This is a genomic window from Paenibacillus sp. 37, assembly GCF_008386395.1.
In the GTDB taxonomy this organism is placed as follows: domain Bacteria; phylum Bacillota; class Bacilli; order Paenibacillales; family Paenibacillaceae; genus Paenibacillus; species Paenibacillus amylolyticus_B.
Genome location: NZ_CP043761.1, coordinates 1,672,145 through 1,690,096, shown reverse-complemented (window position 1 = coordinate 1,690,096; position 17,952 = coordinate 1,672,145). Strand labels below are relative to the sequence as shown.

At 49.2% G+C, this 17,952-nt stretch carries 16 protein-coding genes; 4 read left to right on the top strand and 12 right to left on the bottom strand.

Features of this window, described 5'->3' with window-relative positions; genetic code table 11:
• Nucleotides 1–7: 7 nt before the first annotated feature.
• On the bottom strand, nt 8–871 hold the full coding sequence (locus F0220_RS07515; protein WP_149846416.1) for an SDR family oxidoreductase: 864 nt from the start codon (nt 869–871) through the stop codon (nt 8–10).
• Nucleotides 872–975: 104 nt separating this feature from the next.
• Between F0220_RS07515 and F0220_RS07510 the strand changes: the two genes are divergently transcribed.
• Both F0220_RS07510 and F0220_RS07505 read left to right on the top strand, forming a co-directional pair.
• Complete coding sequence (locus F0220_RS07510) at nt 976–1,518, top strand: hypothetical protein (RefSeq protein WP_105597750.1); 543 nt, start codon at nt 976–978, stop codon at nt 1,516–1,518.
• 56 nt (nt 1,519–1,574) lie between these two features.
• The gene (locus F0220_RS07505; RefSeq protein ID WP_149846415.1) at nt 1,575–2,306 is read left to right on the top strand and encodes an MBL fold metallo-hydrolase; all 732 of its coding nucleotides are present in this window, start codon (nt 1,575–1,577) and stop codon (nt 2,304–2,306) included.
• A 510-nt stretch (nt 2,307–2,816) separates the two neighbouring features.
• Here F0220_RS07505 and F0220_RS07500 read toward each other — a convergent pair.
• A complete protein-coding gene (locus F0220_RS07500; RefSeq protein ID WP_149846414.1) occupies nt 2,817–4,028 on the bottom strand; it encodes a PQQ-dependent sugar dehydrogenase in 1,212 nt (403 codons plus the stop codon).
• Between the two features lie 262 nt (nt 4,029–4,290).
• Between F0220_RS07500 and F0220_RS07495 the strand changes: the two genes are divergently transcribed.
• A complete protein-coding gene (locus tag F0220_RS07495) occupies nt 4,291–5,379 on the top strand; it encodes a M24 family metallopeptidase (protein ID WP_105597747.1) in 1,089 nt (362 codons plus the stop codon).
• Between the two features lie 109 nt (nt 5,380–5,488).
• On the opposite strand, the gene F0220_RS07490 is transcribed toward F0220_RS07495, so the two are convergent.
• From F0220_RS07490 to F0220_RS07480, 3 genes are all read right to left on the bottom strand, one after another.
• The gene (locus F0220_RS07490; protein ID WP_149846413.1) at nt 5,489–5,842 is read right to left on the bottom strand and encodes a hypothetical protein; all 354 of its coding nucleotides are present in this window, start codon (nt 5,840–5,842) and stop codon (nt 5,489–5,491) included.
• A gap of 206 nt (nt 5,843–6,048) precedes the next feature.
• The gene (locus F0220_RS07485) at nt 6,049–6,732 is read right to left on the bottom strand and encodes a queuosine precursor transporter (RefSeq protein WP_149846412.1); all 684 of its coding nucleotides are present in this window, start codon (nt 6,730–6,732) and stop codon (nt 6,049–6,051) included.
• A gap of 264 nt (nt 6,733–6,996) precedes the next feature.
• Nucleotides 6,997–8,394 (bottom strand): L-cystine transporter, encoded by a 1,398-nt coding sequence (locus F0220_RS07480; RefSeq protein WP_149846411.1) that lies wholly within the window; start codon nt 8,392–8,394, stop codon nt 6,997–6,999.
• Nucleotides 8,395–8,747: 353 nt separating this feature from the next.
• Between F0220_RS07480 and F0220_RS07475 the strand changes: the two genes are divergently transcribed.
• Nucleotides 8,748–10,448 (top strand): methyl-accepting chemotaxis protein, encoded by a 1,701-nt coding sequence (locus F0220_RS07475; protein WP_105597743.1) that lies wholly within the window; start codon nt 8,748–8,750, stop codon nt 10,446–10,448.
• 126 nt (nt 10,449–10,574) lie between these two features.
• On the opposite strand, the gene F0220_RS07470 is transcribed toward F0220_RS07475, so the two are convergent.
• The 7 genes from F0220_RS07470 to F0220_RS07440 form a co-directional block, all read right to left on the bottom strand.
• Nucleotides 10,575–12,119: a cobyric acid synthase gene (locus tag F0220_RS07470; protein ID WP_149846901.1), complete on the bottom strand. Its 1,545-nt coding sequence runs from the start codon at nt 12,117–12,119 to the stop codon at nt 10,575–10,577.
• A 129-nt stretch (nt 12,120–12,248) separates the two neighbouring features.
• Nucleotides 12,249–13,139, bottom strand: coding sequence for an adenosylcobinamide-GDP ribazoletransferase (gene cobS / locus F0220_RS07465; RefSeq protein ID WP_149846410.1), 891 nt, complete (start codon nt 13,137–13,139; stop codon nt 12,249–12,251).
• Nucleotides 13,136–13,696, bottom strand: coding sequence for a bifunctional adenosylcobinamide kinase/adenosylcobinamide-phosphate guanylyltransferase (cobU, locus tag F0220_RS07460; protein WP_149846409.1), 561 nt, complete (start codon nt 13,694–13,696; stop codon nt 13,136–13,138). The genes cobS and cobU overlap by 4 nt, the downstream gene beginning before the upstream one ends.
• Nucleotides 13,693–14,814, bottom strand: coding sequence for a nicotinate-nucleotide--dimethylbenzimidazole phosphoribosyltransferase (cobT, locus tag F0220_RS07455; protein WP_149846408.1), 1,122 nt, complete (start codon nt 14,812–14,814; stop codon nt 13,693–13,695). Before cobT ends, cobU begins: the two co-directional genes overlap by 4 nt.
• Nucleotides 14,815–14,859: 45 nt before the next feature.
• Nucleotides 14,860–15,672, bottom strand: coding sequence for an ABC transporter ATP-binding protein (locus F0220_RS07450; protein WP_149846407.1), 813 nt, complete (start codon nt 15,670–15,672; stop codon nt 14,860–14,862).
• A complete protein-coding gene (locus F0220_RS07445; RefSeq protein WP_149846406.1) occupies nt 15,669–16,715 on the bottom strand; it encodes a FecCD family ABC transporter permease in 1,047 nt (348 codons plus the stop codon). The genes F0220_RS07450 and F0220_RS07445 overlap by 4 nt, the downstream gene beginning before the upstream one ends.
• Nucleotides 16,712–17,710, bottom strand: coding sequence for an ABC transporter substrate-binding protein (locus tag F0220_RS07440; protein ID WP_149846405.1), 999 nt, complete (start codon nt 17,708–17,710; stop codon nt 16,712–16,714). The genes F0220_RS07445 and F0220_RS07440 overlap by 4 nt, the downstream gene beginning before the upstream one ends.
• Nucleotides 17,711–17,952: the final 242 nt, after the last annotated feature.

The window sequence follows — 17,952 nt, the reverse complement described above, 5'->3', positions numbered from 1 at the left end:
ATCCGCATCACAACTTCTCGTCAGGCTTTAGCCCCACCTGTTCTTCGCTCCATGTCCAGAAACGCTCAGCTGAAGCATCATCAACGGCATGTTTCTTCAGTTGCTGCTCTTTCTGTTGATAGAAGTAACGCCCGGTGATCCCGACGACTTCAGGGCTTGTAGCCAGATAAACAGCCGTTCGTGCCCCTTCTTCAGGGGACAGAAAGAATGGAAGTTTACCTGCAAACGCCATAATGCGTGTGCCAAATCCGGTATTGCGATCTACGCCAATACTCGTTCCCACCGCACCAGGGTGTAGACAGTTTACTGTGACAGACGTACCTGACAGTTTGCGAGCCAGTGCACGAGTGAACAGCACGTTCGCCAATTTGGATTGAGCATAGCTTTTGATCGGATTATAACCTGTGTGCAGATGTGGATCTTCGAAGTGGATTTTGCCGGCCTTGTAAGCACCTGACGAAACGTTCACAACCCGTCCCTGCTTCGCAGCTTTCAGAGGTTCGATCAAAAGTAAAGTCAGCAGGAAATGTCCCAGATGGTTAATCCCGATACTTTGTTCGAACCCATCTGAGGTTTCCTTCCGCTTGACCATCACCACCCCCGCATTATTAACCAGAACGTCAAGGCGATCATGACGCTCGCGGAATGTGCGGGCAAACTGGCGTATACTTTCGAGTGAACCCAGGTCACACAGCATCAATTCAATCGCAGAAGAGCCGGACTGACGCACAGCTTCCTGAAGAGCCTCCTGTCCGCGCTTCTCACTGCGGCATGCCATGATTACGCGATATCCTTGTCTTGCAAGTTCAATGGTGGTCGCCAACCCCATACCTGAGTTAGCTCCTGTTACAATTGCTGTCTGATTGGACATGAGGTACTTCCCTTCTGAACCTGAGGTTCTGAAATTAGAGGCGCGACGACGGACAATATGAGATAATGATAGGATCACATCTCGGTTTCCATGGGAGGACAAGTATGCTGACCAAAGAAGATTTTAAAAAAGTTAAAAAACAAGCCAAACTTGAAATCGCACTACTCGAACAGGAATATCAGGAAATCTTGCAGAACGTTGATTCTACGCTGTATGAAAAATACGGTATTTTGGACAAAGAAGAAACACGTGAACTCACCCGAAAACGCAAAAACCGAAGATATGCTTCACTCGTCATCGAACTATGCGCCATTATTGAACAAATGTTACATCAACTGTACAGAGACGTATATCAGAAAAAGTTTAATTCGACCCAGCTGATGAAAACTCCTGCCTACCGTGCACGCTCCAACATGGAGATCATTCAAGCCGAACTGAGTAAAGAGTTCATTGCTCTGGAATCCGAAAAAGAACACTTCGCTGAAGCCCTTGGTCTGGTATTTCAGACAAGGAACAAACTTGTTCATGAGAACTTCTCGTTTGTCTCCATCGTTAAGGATGGCAGTAATGAAGAAGAAACGTTTGAAGCATTACTCCATACGGTCAAAAAATATAGAAAACACTTAAAATATAATCGCCCTGAATAACAACAATCATCGCTAAAAAAGAAAAGGAGGTGTACCGGACTACGGTCCGGATCACCATGAGCCATCCAACAACTTCAATTACTGTGTTAAATCTGCAGATTCCGACACCTTCCGGGAACAGCCCCATATTCCCCGTCATGCTTCGTGATGAAGATGGCGTTACCTTGGTGGATACGGGCATGATTGGACAATTTGCCGAACTTCAATCCGCATTGGAACAAGAAGGCGTACAGCTCTCGGACGTTAAACGGGTGATTATTACTCATCAGGACATCGATCATATCGGTAACTTGGGTGCTCTTTTGGATGCCATCCCTGATCTGGAAATCTGGGCACATGCCGATGAGATTCCATATCTAACCGGTGAGAAACCTTTGATCAAATTCACACCTGAACGTCGTGCTCTGCTGCCCGCGCCCGTTTTGGCACTGGCAGACCAACTGCTCTTGCAGCTGCCTGAAGTGAACATCAGCAGAACGCTGGCAGACGGAGACTTATTACCCCTTCAAGGCGGTACACAGGTCATTCATACACCGGGACATACGCCAGGCCATATCTGTCTGTATTTCGGGGAGCAACAATTCCTGCTCGCTGCCGATGAACTTCGTGTGGTCGATGATGAACTGGTTGGCCCTGCGCCACCCGCAACACCGGACATGCCTGAAGCGCTGCGAAGCCTGAAGAAACTGACCGACCTTAAGCTCAATAAGGTTCTCTGTTATCACGGTGGAGAGTACACGAATGATCCGGCTCAGCGCATTGCCACACTTGCGGAGAGCGCAGAGTAAGAATAGAAAGCGGACTTGTGAGTGTTTTGGAACGACACAAGCATCCTATTAACGCTGTTTCTCTTCGTGCGGCATTGTGCGTTGTACTCATTCAAGATTAGGATGACACATACATTACAAGCAAGGAGCTGTCCCATAAGTCATGAATTTGACGGGGACAGCTCCTTTGATTAATTAACCATGTGTATTTACCACTGCACTGGTGTTGACCGTATGGCAGCTCCTATTGCGCACGATATGCACACAGTATCTTATATCACACCGCTATATTACACCACGGCATGCGCACAATATCTTCCCCTGCCCGTTTGGCAAAACAATTCACCGGAAAATCCGTAACGTAAGTGTTTGATTTTTGACAGAGTTCCACCAGACCTCTTATTTACTCATTTCGTTGATTTTCCCGCAGGTTTCGAGTGAATTTTGGCGATATAACGTGGCTGAGGTTCGTTACATTCTACAAACGCCATTATACCTCTATTTATGGTGTGCCAGGTTCGTTAGAATAAATCAGCTCTCCGGAGTTAGTACAATCAGCTTGTCATCTCCATCTCGTGGCGATCCCCGTCCATCCCGATTGTTCGTAAGCACATACAACTTTCCGTCCTCACCAGCACTCACATTACGAATCCGGCCCCATTCATCTTCGAAGATGGGTTCCACCTTCTCCACCTGTGTGCCATCTTCCGAAAGAGTAACCTTCAGCAACTGCTCTCCACGCAGATTTGCAGCAATCAGTGATCCAGCCCAAGGTCCTTCCTCAACAAAAGCTACACCAGACGGCGCCCATGTATCATTCCCACTATGTGCAAGCGGAGCCTGATATGCGCCATTGTCATCATCGTCTCCCTCCACCTCGGGCCAGCCATAATTCTCACCAGCTACAATCCGGTTAATCTCATCATGATTACGCTGACCATGCTCCGTGGAATAGAGGTAACCGTTGTCTGGGTTCCAGGCCAGTCCCTGTGCGTTACGGTGTCCCATACTGTATACAGGTGAATTCGGCCATGGGTTGTCTGCCGGGATCGACCCGTCAAGACCTATCCGCAATATTTTACCTCCAAGGCTATCTTCGTTCTGTGACAATTCCGGCTCATAACGTTCACCTGTCGTGATATAGAGCAACTTGTCCGGGCCAATTTTGATCCGCCCACCATTATGATTTATTCCGCCTGGAATGTTACCAAGCAACTCTTGATCTATGACCGCTTTCGCATCATTCACCTTGAGACGTAACACTCGATTGGCAATGTCATCGCCTTCCAGATAAGAGTGGTATGCATACAAGTAACCGTTCTCCTCAAAGTCCGGATCTGCTGCAAGACCTAACAAACCTCCTTCACCTTCTTCATTAAATGGGGCTGAGAATTCAATCAGTGGTTCAGGGGCTAGTTTTCCATCCTCAATGACTCGAATCGCACCAGGGCGTTCCGTTACGAACATCCGACCATCAGGCACACTCACAATCTCCCATGGTGCATTCAATCCTTCAACCAGAACGGAAGCCCGATACGGAATGACCGTCTCTCCCTGCGCTCCACTCTCATTTCCACTTGCACCGGTATTGCTTCCATTCGCTGTCTGTCCCTGACCTGTTCCCTGTCCCTGAGACGTCTGCTCTACTCCTCCCGTTGAGGGTTCGCCTGAAGAGCATGACGCGGTCAACAGTGCCACACTTAATAATGAAGCATACAGTGGAACGATTCCTCGATTATTCATGAATACATCTCCCTTCGCATATCGATCTTTTGTATAAAATAAATAAGCCAAGCTTCAATGTATTGTTAACATATTGTTCTCTATAGTTGTCGCACTATTATTCATGTGTATTACGGTTTCGCCCTGTATTACCCTTCACACCAGCCGCTTAAACGAAGAAGGCAAGGGATTCCGAGGACATGAAATCATCGCAGTTTGGAATTCCATCATAATCTTTTATAATAGAAGGATAGTATGAATGGAAAGGTGGACAACTACACTTATGAATCAAAACCCTTTATCTCGTCTTGAAGCCGATCTGTCCGGGCAAGGATTGGACGCCATGCTGATCACAGATCCGAAACATATCTACTATTTAACTGGATTTGCAAGCAATCCGCATGAACGCTTCCTCGGTCTGGTTCTCGCACGCGGCGAAGAGCCCCTGCTGATTGTACCCGCACTGGACGCTGAAGCAGCCGCAGCCGCTTCCTCGGTATCCAACATTGCCACTCACACGGATACGGATAATCCATACGCTTTGTTTGATCGTTATCAGGGGCGCTTGGGCCGGGTTGGTCTCGAGAAAGAATACGTGACAGTCGCACGTTATGAGCAGCTTACTGCCGCTCTTGGTGCTGCCAGCTTTGAAGATGTAGGCCCGTTGCTTCGCACATTACGTGTGAAAAAAACTCCGGATGAGGTAGCCCGCATTCGCCACGCCATTCACCTGATCGAAGAAACATTGCGTCAAGGCCTCTCTCATGTTCGCACAGGCGTAACCGAGATTGAACTTGTTGCCGAGATGGAATATCAGATGAAAAAACTGGGTGCCGATGGCCCTTCCTTTGATACCATGGTACTCACCGGACCCAAAACAGGTCTGCCACACGGTACACCGGGTGAACGGAAACTGCAACATGGTGACCTGTTGATGTTTGATATGGGTGTGTATGCTGGCGGATATGCCTCGGATATCACGCGTACATTCGCCTTTGGTGACATCTCACCTGAACTCAAAACCATCTATAACACGGTACTCGCAGCCAACGAAGCGGCTATCCAAATCGTAAAACCAGGCATCACCTGCGCTGAAGTGGATCGTGCAGCACGCCAAGTCACGGAAGAAGCCGGATACGGCGAACGTTTTATGCATAGAGTAGGTCATGGACTGGGTATTGACGTACATGAGTATCCTTCTCTCCATGGAGAGAATATGGACATCCTGAATGAAGGTACCGTATTCACGATTGAGCCGGGCATATATACCGCAGCAGGCGGCGTCCGTATTGAGGATGATGTAATTGTGACCGAAACGGGTGTCGAAGTTCTGACGTCTTATCCAAAAGAACTGCAAATCCTTACCGACTAGTCCAATTGTGAACTCAAAAATCCCGCAAATCCATGATATCATGGGTTGCGGGATTTTAATTCATACGAAGCATATCCTACGTGTCTTATTCCTGCTCACTCATGTACCATTAGCCAAACTCATGCGTGATATCCTGCCAGGATTCCAGCTGTGGCAGCTGTTGCTTCCCCCAATAATCCAGAAACCATTGAATAATCACAGTCGGATCTGCTGTGCTGTAGCTGTAATGCTGGAAACCGTCCTCACCTTCCTGTAAACGAATCTCCGCCACCATCTGCCCTGGTTCCTCAAGCGCAGCAGCCTGCATATACATACTTCCCTCCACCAGCTCTGAAGGTGTAAGTACTACGTATTCCTGCAATTCCAGATTGGTAATCAAATCCACCAATAGTGAGGCATCAATGCTATCATTCTCGTAGGTTGTGCCATTGCTTTCCAGTGTATAACGCAGTGTAGAGTACATATGCGATTCCCCTTTGGTTGAAATCTTCGTGCTAATGATACATGCTCATAACGACAGGTCGTTTATATTATAACTTTTTCATAATAATGTAAAAAGAGTTTTTCTTGTTTCGGGTAAATGTGTTTTCTATAAAAAATCCCCTTGCAGAGTCCGAATTACAAGCGACTGCGCAAAGGGTGATTTTAAGTGATCCTCTTGAATATTATCTAAGCTTCATCCTTGAACTTAAAGCTGCGTGCAGCATACAGGAACGGTGTTCCAACCGCAGTTAATACAAATTTGATAATATACGTCGTCAGGAAGATTTCCAGCCAAACGTCCCAAGGATAGATGAACGCAAACGCAATCGTGCAGAACACCAGTGTATCCACGAATGAACTGATGATCGAACTGCCGTTGGTACGAATCCACAACTGATTGCGTCCTGGGGCCACCTTGCGCAGCCAGGAGTATAATCGTACATCCAGGAACTGACTGATGAAGTACGCTGTCAGACTTCCGAGAGCCAGACGTGGCAGCAGACCGAATAATGTTTTCATCGAATCCTGTGCAAAGTCCGTCGGTGCCGGATCAAAGCGTAACACCATTTGCATCAGTACCGTCGTCATGATCAACGTAAAGAATCCGAACCATACGGCTTTGCGTGCCTCACCTGGTCCATATTTCTCATTGAGCAGATCACTGGTCAGGTACATGCTGACATACATCGTGTTGCCAAGCGTCAGTACAACCCCCATAATATCTATCGTTTTGGTCACCTGAATGTTGGCTATAACCGTAGCCACACCAATCCAGGCATAGAGACCTTTTTTACCGAACAAGCGGTAACACAACAGGAAAAATCCATAAGTTACGAGAACAAAAACTGCTCCCCACCCTAAGTTAAACATAAATACATACACTGCCTTCCTAGTTTTGATTACGCGGGATGGTTACGAACCGCGGTTTGGCTCAGGGCCAAAACATGAATACTCTATCACATTTCTCGTCCCATGAACAGAACTAAATAACTCCAGGTCTGGCTGAGTGACAGTATAATTGGATTGCCACAAAAAAAACCGCCCTCCAGATTCCTCCGAAGGACGGCTTTCCCACTTGGCTTATAGACGGCTCTAGCTATCTTAATATGAGCCTCTATCTAAATCCATTCTGTATTAAGCCTGAGCCGCAGAATCCAGCTCACGGCTCTGATCATTGAATGTGTCATGATCATTTTCTTTCAAAATTTTGCTGGTTACAAGTCCAGAAGTCATGGACCCGTTCACGTTAAGCGCTGTACGACCCATGTCGATCAGCGGCTCCACCGAAATGAGTAGTCCAACCAGAGCCACAGGCAGATTCATGGTGGACAATACGATCAGGGAAGCGAAGGTTGCCCCGCCGCCAACGCCAGCCACACCAAACGAACTGATCATGACTACGAGGATCAGAGTCACAATGAAGTCCCAGCTCAGCGGGTCGATGCCGACCGTCGGAGCAATCATCACCGCCAGCATGGCCGGATAGACCCCGGCGCAGCCGTTTTGCCCAATAGTAGCACCAAAGCTTGCAGACAAGTTGGCAATACCGTCGGATACACCCAGTTTCTTCGTCTGTGTCTCCACATTCAGTGGGATCGACGCTGCACTTGAACGGGATGTAAAGGCAAATACCAGTGTTGGCAGAACCTTCTTCACATACGTAATCGGGTTGAACCCGGACAGTGAGATAATGATCAAGTGAATGATAAACATCACGATGAGGGCCACGTAGGACGCAATGACGAATTTGATCAACTTGAGAATTTCATCCGGATTCGTTGTCGCCGTTACTTTGGTGATAAGGGCAAGAATCCCGTATGGTGTAAGCCTGAGCACCAATGTTACAATCCGCATAACCACCGCATATACGGCATTAACCATACCGCGGAACGTCTCCGCCTGCTGAGGTTTTTTGCGATCCAGTCCAAGTACGGCTACACCGATGAACGCGGAGAAAATAACCACGGCCAGTGTGGATGTACGACGTTCTCCTGTCATATCTGCAAATGGATTCGAAGGAATGAATTCCAGCACTTGCTGCGGGATGGTCTGATCCTTCACATCAACAAGCCGTTCCTCCACCTTCTGAACCTGCGCATTCTCCCGCTCTCCTCCTTGAATCTCAATGGAAGTCAGGTTAAAGCCAAGGCTCGTTACAATGCTAACCCCTGCGGCAATCGCTGTGGTGATCAACAGAATGGCAATAATGGAAACACTCATCTTGCCGAGATTTTGCTTGCCCTTCAGATTCATAATGGCTGAAATGATCGATACCATGATCAATGGAATCACGACCATTTGCAACAAACGAACATATCCTGAACCGACCAGATTGAACCAATCGACTGATTTCGTAACTACATCAGAACCTGATGTGTACACCAATTGGAGAATAACCCCGTAAACAACCCCCAGTCCCAGACCCGCAAATACGCGTTTCGTAAAGGAGACATGCTTTTTCTGCATCCAGTAGAGGATGCCAAGTAAGGCAAGCATAACCACTACATTCAATATGACTAGAAAAGTATCCATTTCTTTAAATCCTCCTCAGGCATGTGTGTAACCGAAAAATATCCGGTTTTCTCTTTTATCTTTTTGTACTTCCGACAAAGACATTTTACAATATAACATATAACAAACTATTCTGGTAGGTATTAATTGATATTATGTAATATGCATGTAATAGATTCATGTATTTCTGAAAAAAATACACCAATTCGTGAAAATTGTTCTATTCAACCTCCGGTTAATTTTGTAATATAGGTATATCCGCTTATTCCCAAGTTTTCTCAACGTATAATTTAGGTCTTTCTTCATTGGTAGATAGGTCTTATGAGTACGGAAAAGCGATAATGTTAATGAACTTGACGTGAAAGGATGATCATATGTTTCGTAATCGCACCGTCGCCGGTAAAATCAGAGGCACCTTGTTCCTCGTTCTGCTGGTTGCTTCCCTGTTGTTCAGTATTAGTTTCTATGCCGTGTCGATGAATATTATTCAAAGCTACGTGCTACCGCAGTTTGACAAAGTCCTAAACACGTCCATTCAGGATATATACAAGAATACTTCAGCATCCAAAATCCTACAGGTACAGAGTGGCGGAGCCGGTTCTGAAGGTGCTGCCATGACCGTGGAATCGTATCTGGCAGATAAAGCAAAAGAACATAATCTGGATGCAGCTTACGTTGTCGCTATCCAGGATGGCTCAGCCAAAGTCGTTGTGGCCAACTCTTCCTCAGGTATGAAAGCCCAGGATGATATCACTGTAGAGCCAGCAATGAATACAGCCATCGAGAGCAAAGAAATGGTAATCAGCGAAGTCTATTCCGATTCCTTCGGTGTACATAAGGCAGCATTCATTCCAATTGCAGGAAGTAACATGATTATGGCTGTGAGCATGGATGCCCAGTTCATTCAAGACAAGATTACCCAGATTTTCTGGTTGTGTCTTGGGATTACAGCATTAGTGTTTGTGCTCGGCTGGCTTATCTCCACTAGTATGATCAAAAGAGTTACCAAACCAATCATCAAGCTCGTCCAACATAGCAAACAAATATCCCAAGGTGATCTGACCGCTGAACTCCAGATCAAAGGCAAAGATGAAATTGCCCAGCTTGCCGCAAGCTTCCAGACGATGACGCATAACCTGAAAGAAATGATCAGCCGTGCCTTGTCCACGTCCAATGAAGTTGTGTCAGGCTCCAATGACCTGCTTCAGCGGGTTGAATCGATGTCCGGTATGGTACGAAACTCCAGCCGCTCCGCAGAAGATGCAGAAAAAGGAAGTATCAGCATTGCGTCAAGCGCATCCGAGAACGCCAGAGCTATGGAAGAAATTACGCAGGGTATCATGCATATTGCTTCTTCTTCCGCTGAAGTGTCTGACCAGATTGGTGAAGCAGCCAACGAGGCAGTTAACGGTAACCGACTGGCTCAGAATGCCATTGAGCAGATGGAGCGTGTAGGCCAGACAGCAAGCGAATCGTTGCGTTATGTTGAAACTATGAATGAACGTTCGGTTGCCATCGGCACCATTGTTGCTTCCATTTTTGAAATCACCAAACAGATTAACATGCTGTCACTCAACGCCTCCATTGAAGCAGCACGTGCCGGAGAGCATGGCCGCGGATTCGCTGTTGTTGCTGGAGAAGTTCGCAAACTTGCCGAGCAATCCAAGACAGCCACCGAAGAAATTTCGGATTATCTGGGTACCATTCGTGAAGATGCTGAACGCTCGGTTGATGCCATGAACCGTGTAACCCAGGAGATTGGTTCAGGCACAACTGTCGTTCAACAAGCAGGCTCAGCCTTCCAGCAACTGAATGAATTGATTCAGAACGTGAATCTGACCATTCAGACCGTCTCTGCTTCTACTCAACAAGTATCTGCTGGTGCTGAAGAAGTGAGTGCATCCGTTGAAGAAACGGCACAGATTACGACCAAATCCCGTGAGAGCATGTTACAGATTGCTTCAACAGCAGATCTTCAGCTTAGCGAGATGGATTCACATTCGAATACGGTTCGCCATCTGCATGAACAAGCTGTAGAGCTGCAATCCGCTATGAAAAATTTCAAAATAAACTAACAGGTTAACCATTAACCTATCATCACCTGTTTTAAACCTCATTGAATCATAGGATATACAATACCCCCATGCCGCTAACATTCCGTTTCTAGAGAACGGGTTGTCGGACATGGGGGTATTGTTGTTTCACTCGGGTGCCTGAACACCCATAATCTCGTACACGCGCTTCATATCCAATGCCGAACGTAACGATTCGGCTACCCGATCAAACTCCATCTCCTTACGTTCATGTACACTATACGTCTCCTGAAGTGGAGCCAGTCCCTTTCCTACACGCAAACCATTAAGCCAAGAACGGCGGAACAGATCACTTTCAAACAAACCATGCAAGTAGGTTCCCCACACGCTGCCATCCGCTGAGCCCCAGCCTTCTTGGAAAGGTTGACCACCTGGATGTGAGATTTCAAACAACGCGGTTACACGTTCAGGCTCGTGGCACTCTGTAACGCCCATATGAATCTCATATCCATTAACAGGTAATGAAGCATCTGCTTCATCTTGCTCACCATACAGACGAATCGGGTGATCAGGCTGCACCCGTCCGGAAGCTCTGACGGTCTGCTTTTCCTGAAGAAACGTTGTCGATAGCGGGAGCCAGCCAAGCCCTTTTGCTTCCTGGATCTGATTCGCCTCCACAGCAAACGGGTCCTTCAGATGTCGTCCCAGCATCTGGTACCCGCCACATATTCCTACGAGCTGAACATGATCACGCTCGGTCTGGCTCGCAATCGCCTGCTCCAGCCCAGACTCACGCAGAAACGCCAGGTCACCTATGGTATCCTTCGTACCCGGTAGAAGAATGGCATCCGGACTACCCAATTCCTCTGGCGAGGTCACGTAACGCACATTCACATCCGGTTCACGGGAAAGTGCATCAAAGTCTGTAAAGTTGGAAATTCGCGGATATCGGATCACCGCCAGATCCAGCTCGGTTTTGCCGAATTTCCCATGACGGATGGAGTCCAGCACCACTGAATCCTCTGCTTCAATCTGAATATCTCTTATGTAAGGCAATACACCCAATACTGGAATGCCTGTCCGTTCTTCGAGCCAGTCGAGTCCTGGCTGTAACAGGGACAGATCACCGCGAAACTTGTTGATAATGAACCCTTTCACACGCTGGACCTCATGCGGCTCTAGCAGTTCCAGTGTGCCAACAATGGAAGCAAATACCCCGCCCCGATCAATATCGGAGATCAGAATTACCGGTGCATCAGCCCAACCTGCCAGATTCATATTAACGATATCCCGATCCTTCAGATTGATTTCGGCAGGACTGCCCGCTCCTTCCATCAGTACAATATCATAGGTATCCCGTAGCCGGTTCAACGCATCCATAACTGTCTGCTTTGCTTCAGGCAGGAAATGCTGACGGTAGTCCGAAGCACTCATCTGAGCAAAAGGTACACCGTGTACCACGATCTGCGAATGCATGTCCCGCACCGGCTTGATCAGGATCGGGTTCATGTCGGTTGTCGCCTCAATACCGCAGGCTTCAGCTTGTGCTCCCTGAGCCCTACCTATCTCCTTGCCATCTTCCGTCACATAGGAATTCAGCGCCATATTCTGTGACTTGAACGGGGCTGGCTTGAAGCCATCCTGCTTGAATATACGGCATAAAGCCGTTGTGATGACACTTTTGCCCACATCAGAAGCCGTTCCTTGCAGCATGAGTACCGCCGCTGTTTGCTGTACAAGCTTACCCTCCACGATCTCTCCCCCTGTCTCCGTGTTATCTCCAGATCACCTTGCTCCCGACCTCATGCGTAACGCTATCCAAACTGCTTCACACTTCAAAAGTTAAAGCCAGAACAGTCCTTGAAGCACGCTCAGCACGGTCAACAAAACCGCCTCCAACAGCTCATTCATGGCACCATACGTATCTCCGGTTAAACCGCCGAGCCGTTCACTGATCCGGGCAGCCATGAATCGGCCGATGTAATAACACGCCACAGGCAGTATAATAACGGCCGTCACCGGGTATAGCCACCATGGCAGTGTTCCCAGACCACTCACCATCGCATCCGCAATCCCCATATCCGGCTTGAAAAGCCACACCGCGGCAAACGTAATTGCACCTGCGATCAAGGTCAGGCCAACGGCTGAGCTGCGTGCACGCTGGACCTCCTTCCGATCACCCAGACCTTTGAACAATACGGCAAGTCCATCATCTCCGCGGGCATTCGGCCAGGCCGACATCGCATATACCATGAACCAGCGGCTCCAGATCATGGGCAGAATCAGCAACGCACCGTATACCCAGTGGCCCCGGGCAATAAAATCGGCGATCAGCGCAGCTTTCATCATAAGCAGCAGCACACAGGCAATTACCCCCATGGCCCCTACACGGCTGTCCTTCATAATCTCCAGCATCCGTTCACGGGTACGATAACTGAGCAAACCATCTGCCGTATCCATCCATCCGTCAAGATGAAGGCCACCAGTGAGCCATACCCATAACGTCAAGGTCAGGACCGCAGCGGGAAAGGCGGGAAGCACTGCACCGCTTAAGGCTCCGGCGAGCCAGACACACAGACCTATTGCAGCACCGACCAGCGGATAAAAGACCACACTTTCCCGCAGCAGCGGCGGGACAAAATCGATGTGCATTTTGACAGGGAAACGGGACAAAAATTGAAAAGCGGCTGCCGCCGCATGTTTGCGCTGAGGAGCAGGCGTGCCATCCTTCATAAGCGATACTCCTTGCTTTTCAGTTCAGTCGCAATGCCTACGGTCACCAGAAACACTTCACCACATATCGCCGCAATGCGCTGATTCAGTACACCGGCCAGATCCCGATATTTTCTGCCAAGGGCATACTCCGGTACGATCCCGTCCCCCACTTCATTCGTAACCAGAACAAGTAAACCTGGATAGTCCCGAATCGCTTCAACCAGCGCGTCCAAATGTCCCTGTAACACATGCTTCTCGTCATGCTCATGTGCTAACAAAACATTCGTCAGCCACAGTGTCAGGCAATCCACCAGAATGGTGGGTGCAGAAGTCCCTGTATGCCCTTCACCCATGCGGCTTATCAAAGCAGGCAAATGTATCGGCTCTTCCATCGTGTGCCACAGATACCCTGATGCCTCGCGTTGATGCTGATGCATGGTGATACGCTCACGCATTTCATCATCGTACGCCTGGGCTGTCGCCACATACCAGGCCTCCGAGGAACGCTGCATGCATAGACGTTCGGCAAAGGAGCTTTTGCCACTGCGTGCCCCCCCCGTCACCAATACGCTCATCGGGAACTCTCTCCTTGCAGGGATGAATCACCCGACGCAGTGGTGTCCGAAGCAGTGCTTGACCCATCCGTGACACCCGCGCTTGCAAAGGTTGCCATCTCATTCAGAATGAGACATGCTGCGTCAATCAGATGAAGACTGAGCACACCACCTGTGCCTTCACCCAGACGCATGTCCAGATCCAGCATCGATTTCAGGTCCAGTTCACGCAGCAGCGCTCCATGTCCATTTTCATGTGAAGTATGAGAAGCGATCATATAGGCTGTGCTCAGAGGTGCAAGTTGTCTCGCAACCAGCGCTGCTGCGGTAGAGATGAACCCGTCTACAACGACCGGGCAACGATGAGCAGCTGCTGCGAGGATAACCCCCGTGAGTCCAGCAATCTCCAGTCCACCCACCTTGCACAGAACATCCAGTGCATCTTCCGGGTTCGGTGCGTTTACGCTAAGAGCACGGCTGACTACAGCAGCCTTCCGCTGTAAGCCTGCATCATCAATGCCGGTTCCTCGCCCCACGGCGGCGGCAGGGGCAACTCCGGTTAGTGCGCTCATTACCGCAGCACTTGCAGTGGTGTTGCCAATTCCCATCTCTCCGGTGACAAACAGCTGTGTTCCCTTCGCCACCTCTGCCGATACAACTTCGGCTCCTGCAAGGATCGCCCGAACTGCCTCATCCCGGGTCATCGCTGCCCCTCGGGCCATGTTGGCCGTGCCTTTGCGAATGTTACGGGAGAGCAGGCCTGGATGTTCAAGGTCGGCATTCACCCCGATATCCACACAGATCACATCAGCACCTGCGTGACGTGCAAGCACATTCACGGCTGCGCCCCCAGCCAGGAAATTCATGACCATCTGCGGGGTTACTTCAGCAGGAAAAGCACTGATACCTTCTTCCACTACGCCGTGATCTGCGGCCATGACAATGACCGCCCTGTGATCAAAACGCGGACGTGCATTGCCCGTCATACCTGCCAGGCGGATTACCAACTCTTCCAATTTGCCCAGACTCCCTGGCGGCTTCGTCAACGAATCCACGTGTGCAGAGGTCGCTGCCGCCACTTCCTGGTCGGGAGCGGTAATCCTTTGCGTTAATTGAGCCAACACCTGTTCATTATTCATACAACCAGCACTTCCTTCATCAAAATATGTGTTGCCCCGCTTCATTTAATCGATGTCCCGCCGCAGTAGCAGTTGAGGTATGGCATGGTCGGGATGGGAAACAATTGCGGGTTTGACGCGAAATATGTCCTGAATATTCTCATCGTTGATTAACGTGTGAGGCGTGCCCTTTCCAACCGCAATGCCCTCACGCAGCGCCAGAATGTGATCGCAAAATAACGCGGCCAGATTCAGATCATGCAGCACAGCCACAATCGTAATGTTATTTCTCTGTCGCCATGCCGATAACAATTCCATGAATTGCAATTGATATTTAATATCCAGAAACGTGGTTGGCTCGTCCAGCAGTAGTAACCTCGGCTCCTGAGCCATAACTTTGGCTAGTGCGACCCGCTGACGTTGCCCGCCGCTGAGTGCATCCAGCGGTCTGTCCGCCAGCTGAGTCAATCCCAGGTCTTCAAGCACTCTGTCCACCACAAGTGCCCCATCGCCCACTTCCCGCCCCAGCCAGTTCTGGTATGGATATCGCCCCATCTCCACCACGTCTCGTACAGGATAGGAGATGGGTGGCAAGCCATCCTGTTGCAATACAGCGATCATGCGCGACAGGTCCTTACGGCTGTAAGAGCCAATGTCTCGACCATCGATACGGATCTGACCTTCGCTTAACTGTTCCGTTCCGGCAATAAGCTGGATCAGGGTGGACTTGCCGCTGCCGTTTGGCCCGACAACTCCCCACCAGTCACCTTCGCCAACATGCCAGTCTACATTGCGCAGTGCCTGATGATTGCCATATGACTTCCCTGCTCCCTTAATGGAGATAAGTGAAGTCGAGTTGGAACTGGTACTGGAATTCATGGCATCATCCCCTTCTGCAACTTTTTGTTCCGGTGCAGCAGGTAAGCAAAGAACGGCGCACCAACAAAGGCGGTGACGACACCAAGCGGAATTTCAGTTGGCGCCAGCAACGATCTTGCGATGGTATCGGCCCACACCATGAAGATGGCTCCACCAATGGCAGACAGAGGTACCAGCAGTCGGTAATCCGGTCCCACCAGCAGTCGCAACATATGGGGGATCACCAATCCAACGAATCCGATGACACCCGATACAGAGACAGCCCCAGCAGTCAGCAGTGTGCCAACTGCCAGTACCGACAGCTTGAGTCTGTCCACCTCGATCCCGATATGTGCCGCTTGACGTTCTCCCAGTGCAAGCACATTCAACGAGCGTGCGCGGCTCCAGAGAAAGACCAGCCCTAACAGAAAATACGGGAAAAGGATGGCCGTATACGACCACCCACGCAGAGCCAGACTTCCCATCGTCCAGTATATAATTTCATTAATCGTTTGTTTCGACATGGTCGACAGGAAGGAAACAACTGCGCCCAGGAAACTTTGCATGACCACACCAGCCAGAATGAGGCTGTGTGTAGGTATTTTACGCCCTTCACGAGCCAGTGCCATAACAAACCATAACGTAATTACACCCGTCAAAAACGCCACCAGTGGCAACGTCCAGATTCCGATCAGTGCATACTGCAATCCGAAGAAAATCAGAAAGGCTGCACCCACCGAAGCACCGGATGACACGCCCAGGGTGAACGGGTCTGCCAGTGGGTTCCGAAGAACCCCCTGGAATCCCGTACCGGCAATCGCCAACGATGCGCCCACGAGCACGGCAAGCAGTACACGTGGGAATCTGACTTTCCAGATAATCTGTTCGGCTGCCCTATTCCAATCCGGTGTAATCCAATCGCCCACCCAGGGAATTTTGTGAATCAGGATGCCTGCAATATCCCGGATCGGCAACGCTACTGAACCAATGCCCGTGCAGATGAGCACGGTGAGCACCAGCAGCACCATGCCCGTCGTTCCGAACAGGATCAGCTTTTTACTCATTGGAACAAGTCAGGGTAGATCGCTTTGGCTACTTCTTTCAACCCTTGAGTTACACGTGGACCCGGACGGCTCAGCAGGTTGGCATCCAGGCCAATAACCGCGTCATTTTTCACAGCCGTAATTTGATCCCAGCCGCTGCGCGCCTTGATGATCTGATCCAGTGTTTTGGAGTTTTCGTCAATTACATCGTTGGCATACAGAATCACATCCGGGTTGGAGGCAATCACGTTCTCTTCATTAATTTCATACCAACCCTCTTTGTCCGAAGCAATATTGCTACCACCAGCTACAGTGATGAGTTCATCCATAAATTCGCCTTTACCCACAGTCCAGCCTGGGGAGAATTCAACGTATACTTTTTTCTTCTCTTCCGGTTTAACTGCCTTCACTGCTTCGGTTACATCCGTAACGTCCTGTTTCATCTGGGTGATGATTTCTTGTGCTTTTTCCTGATGATCGGTAATTTTACCGAAGGTTTCGATATTGTTCATCACATCGTCAATGGATTTAGGATCCGTTTTGAAAATGGTAATGCCCAGTTCGCGCAGCTTTTTCACCGCATCCTCGCTCATCGAGATACCTGTGAAGACGATGTCGGCTTCAGCTGCAATGATGGACTCTTCATTGGGCTTGGTGATACCGCCCATTTTCGCTTTGGTTGTTGCTGCTTCCGGATAATCATCATAGTCGGATACCCCTACAATCTGCTCGTCCAGTCCAAGTGCAAACAGGGATTCCGTCTCAGCCGGAGACACGGATACGATTTTGGCCGGTGCCTTTTCAAAGGTGAATGATTCACCCGTTGCATCCGTAACGGTAAGTGGATATTGGGTTTTGAGGTCCGTCTGCGCCTGGCTTTGGGACTGCTCCTGTGCCGGTTGCTGTGAAGTACCTGTGCCCTCGTTTGTTGTTGCATTGCCACATCCGGCCAAAGCCAGTGCAAGTGCCGCTGCACTTAGCAGGGACGCTACGCTTTTCCAATTTTTATAATTCATTCTGTTATTCTCCCCTTCTCTATTTGCGCTATTTTCTTGCATCGTGCTCGAACTCTTGCTCCCCATGTCTTGGTGTTCCTGTACAAGATTTGAACTCAATATTTACACGTTAACGGAGAGTGCAGAACCGATCTGAAGAAACGAAGTGTTCGCCTTTATCACCGGATTTTCCCTTTCGAAAAGGGAATCAAAAAAATCTGGGGATAACAGCGATCGGAAGATGGTACTGCAATCGTAGTGAC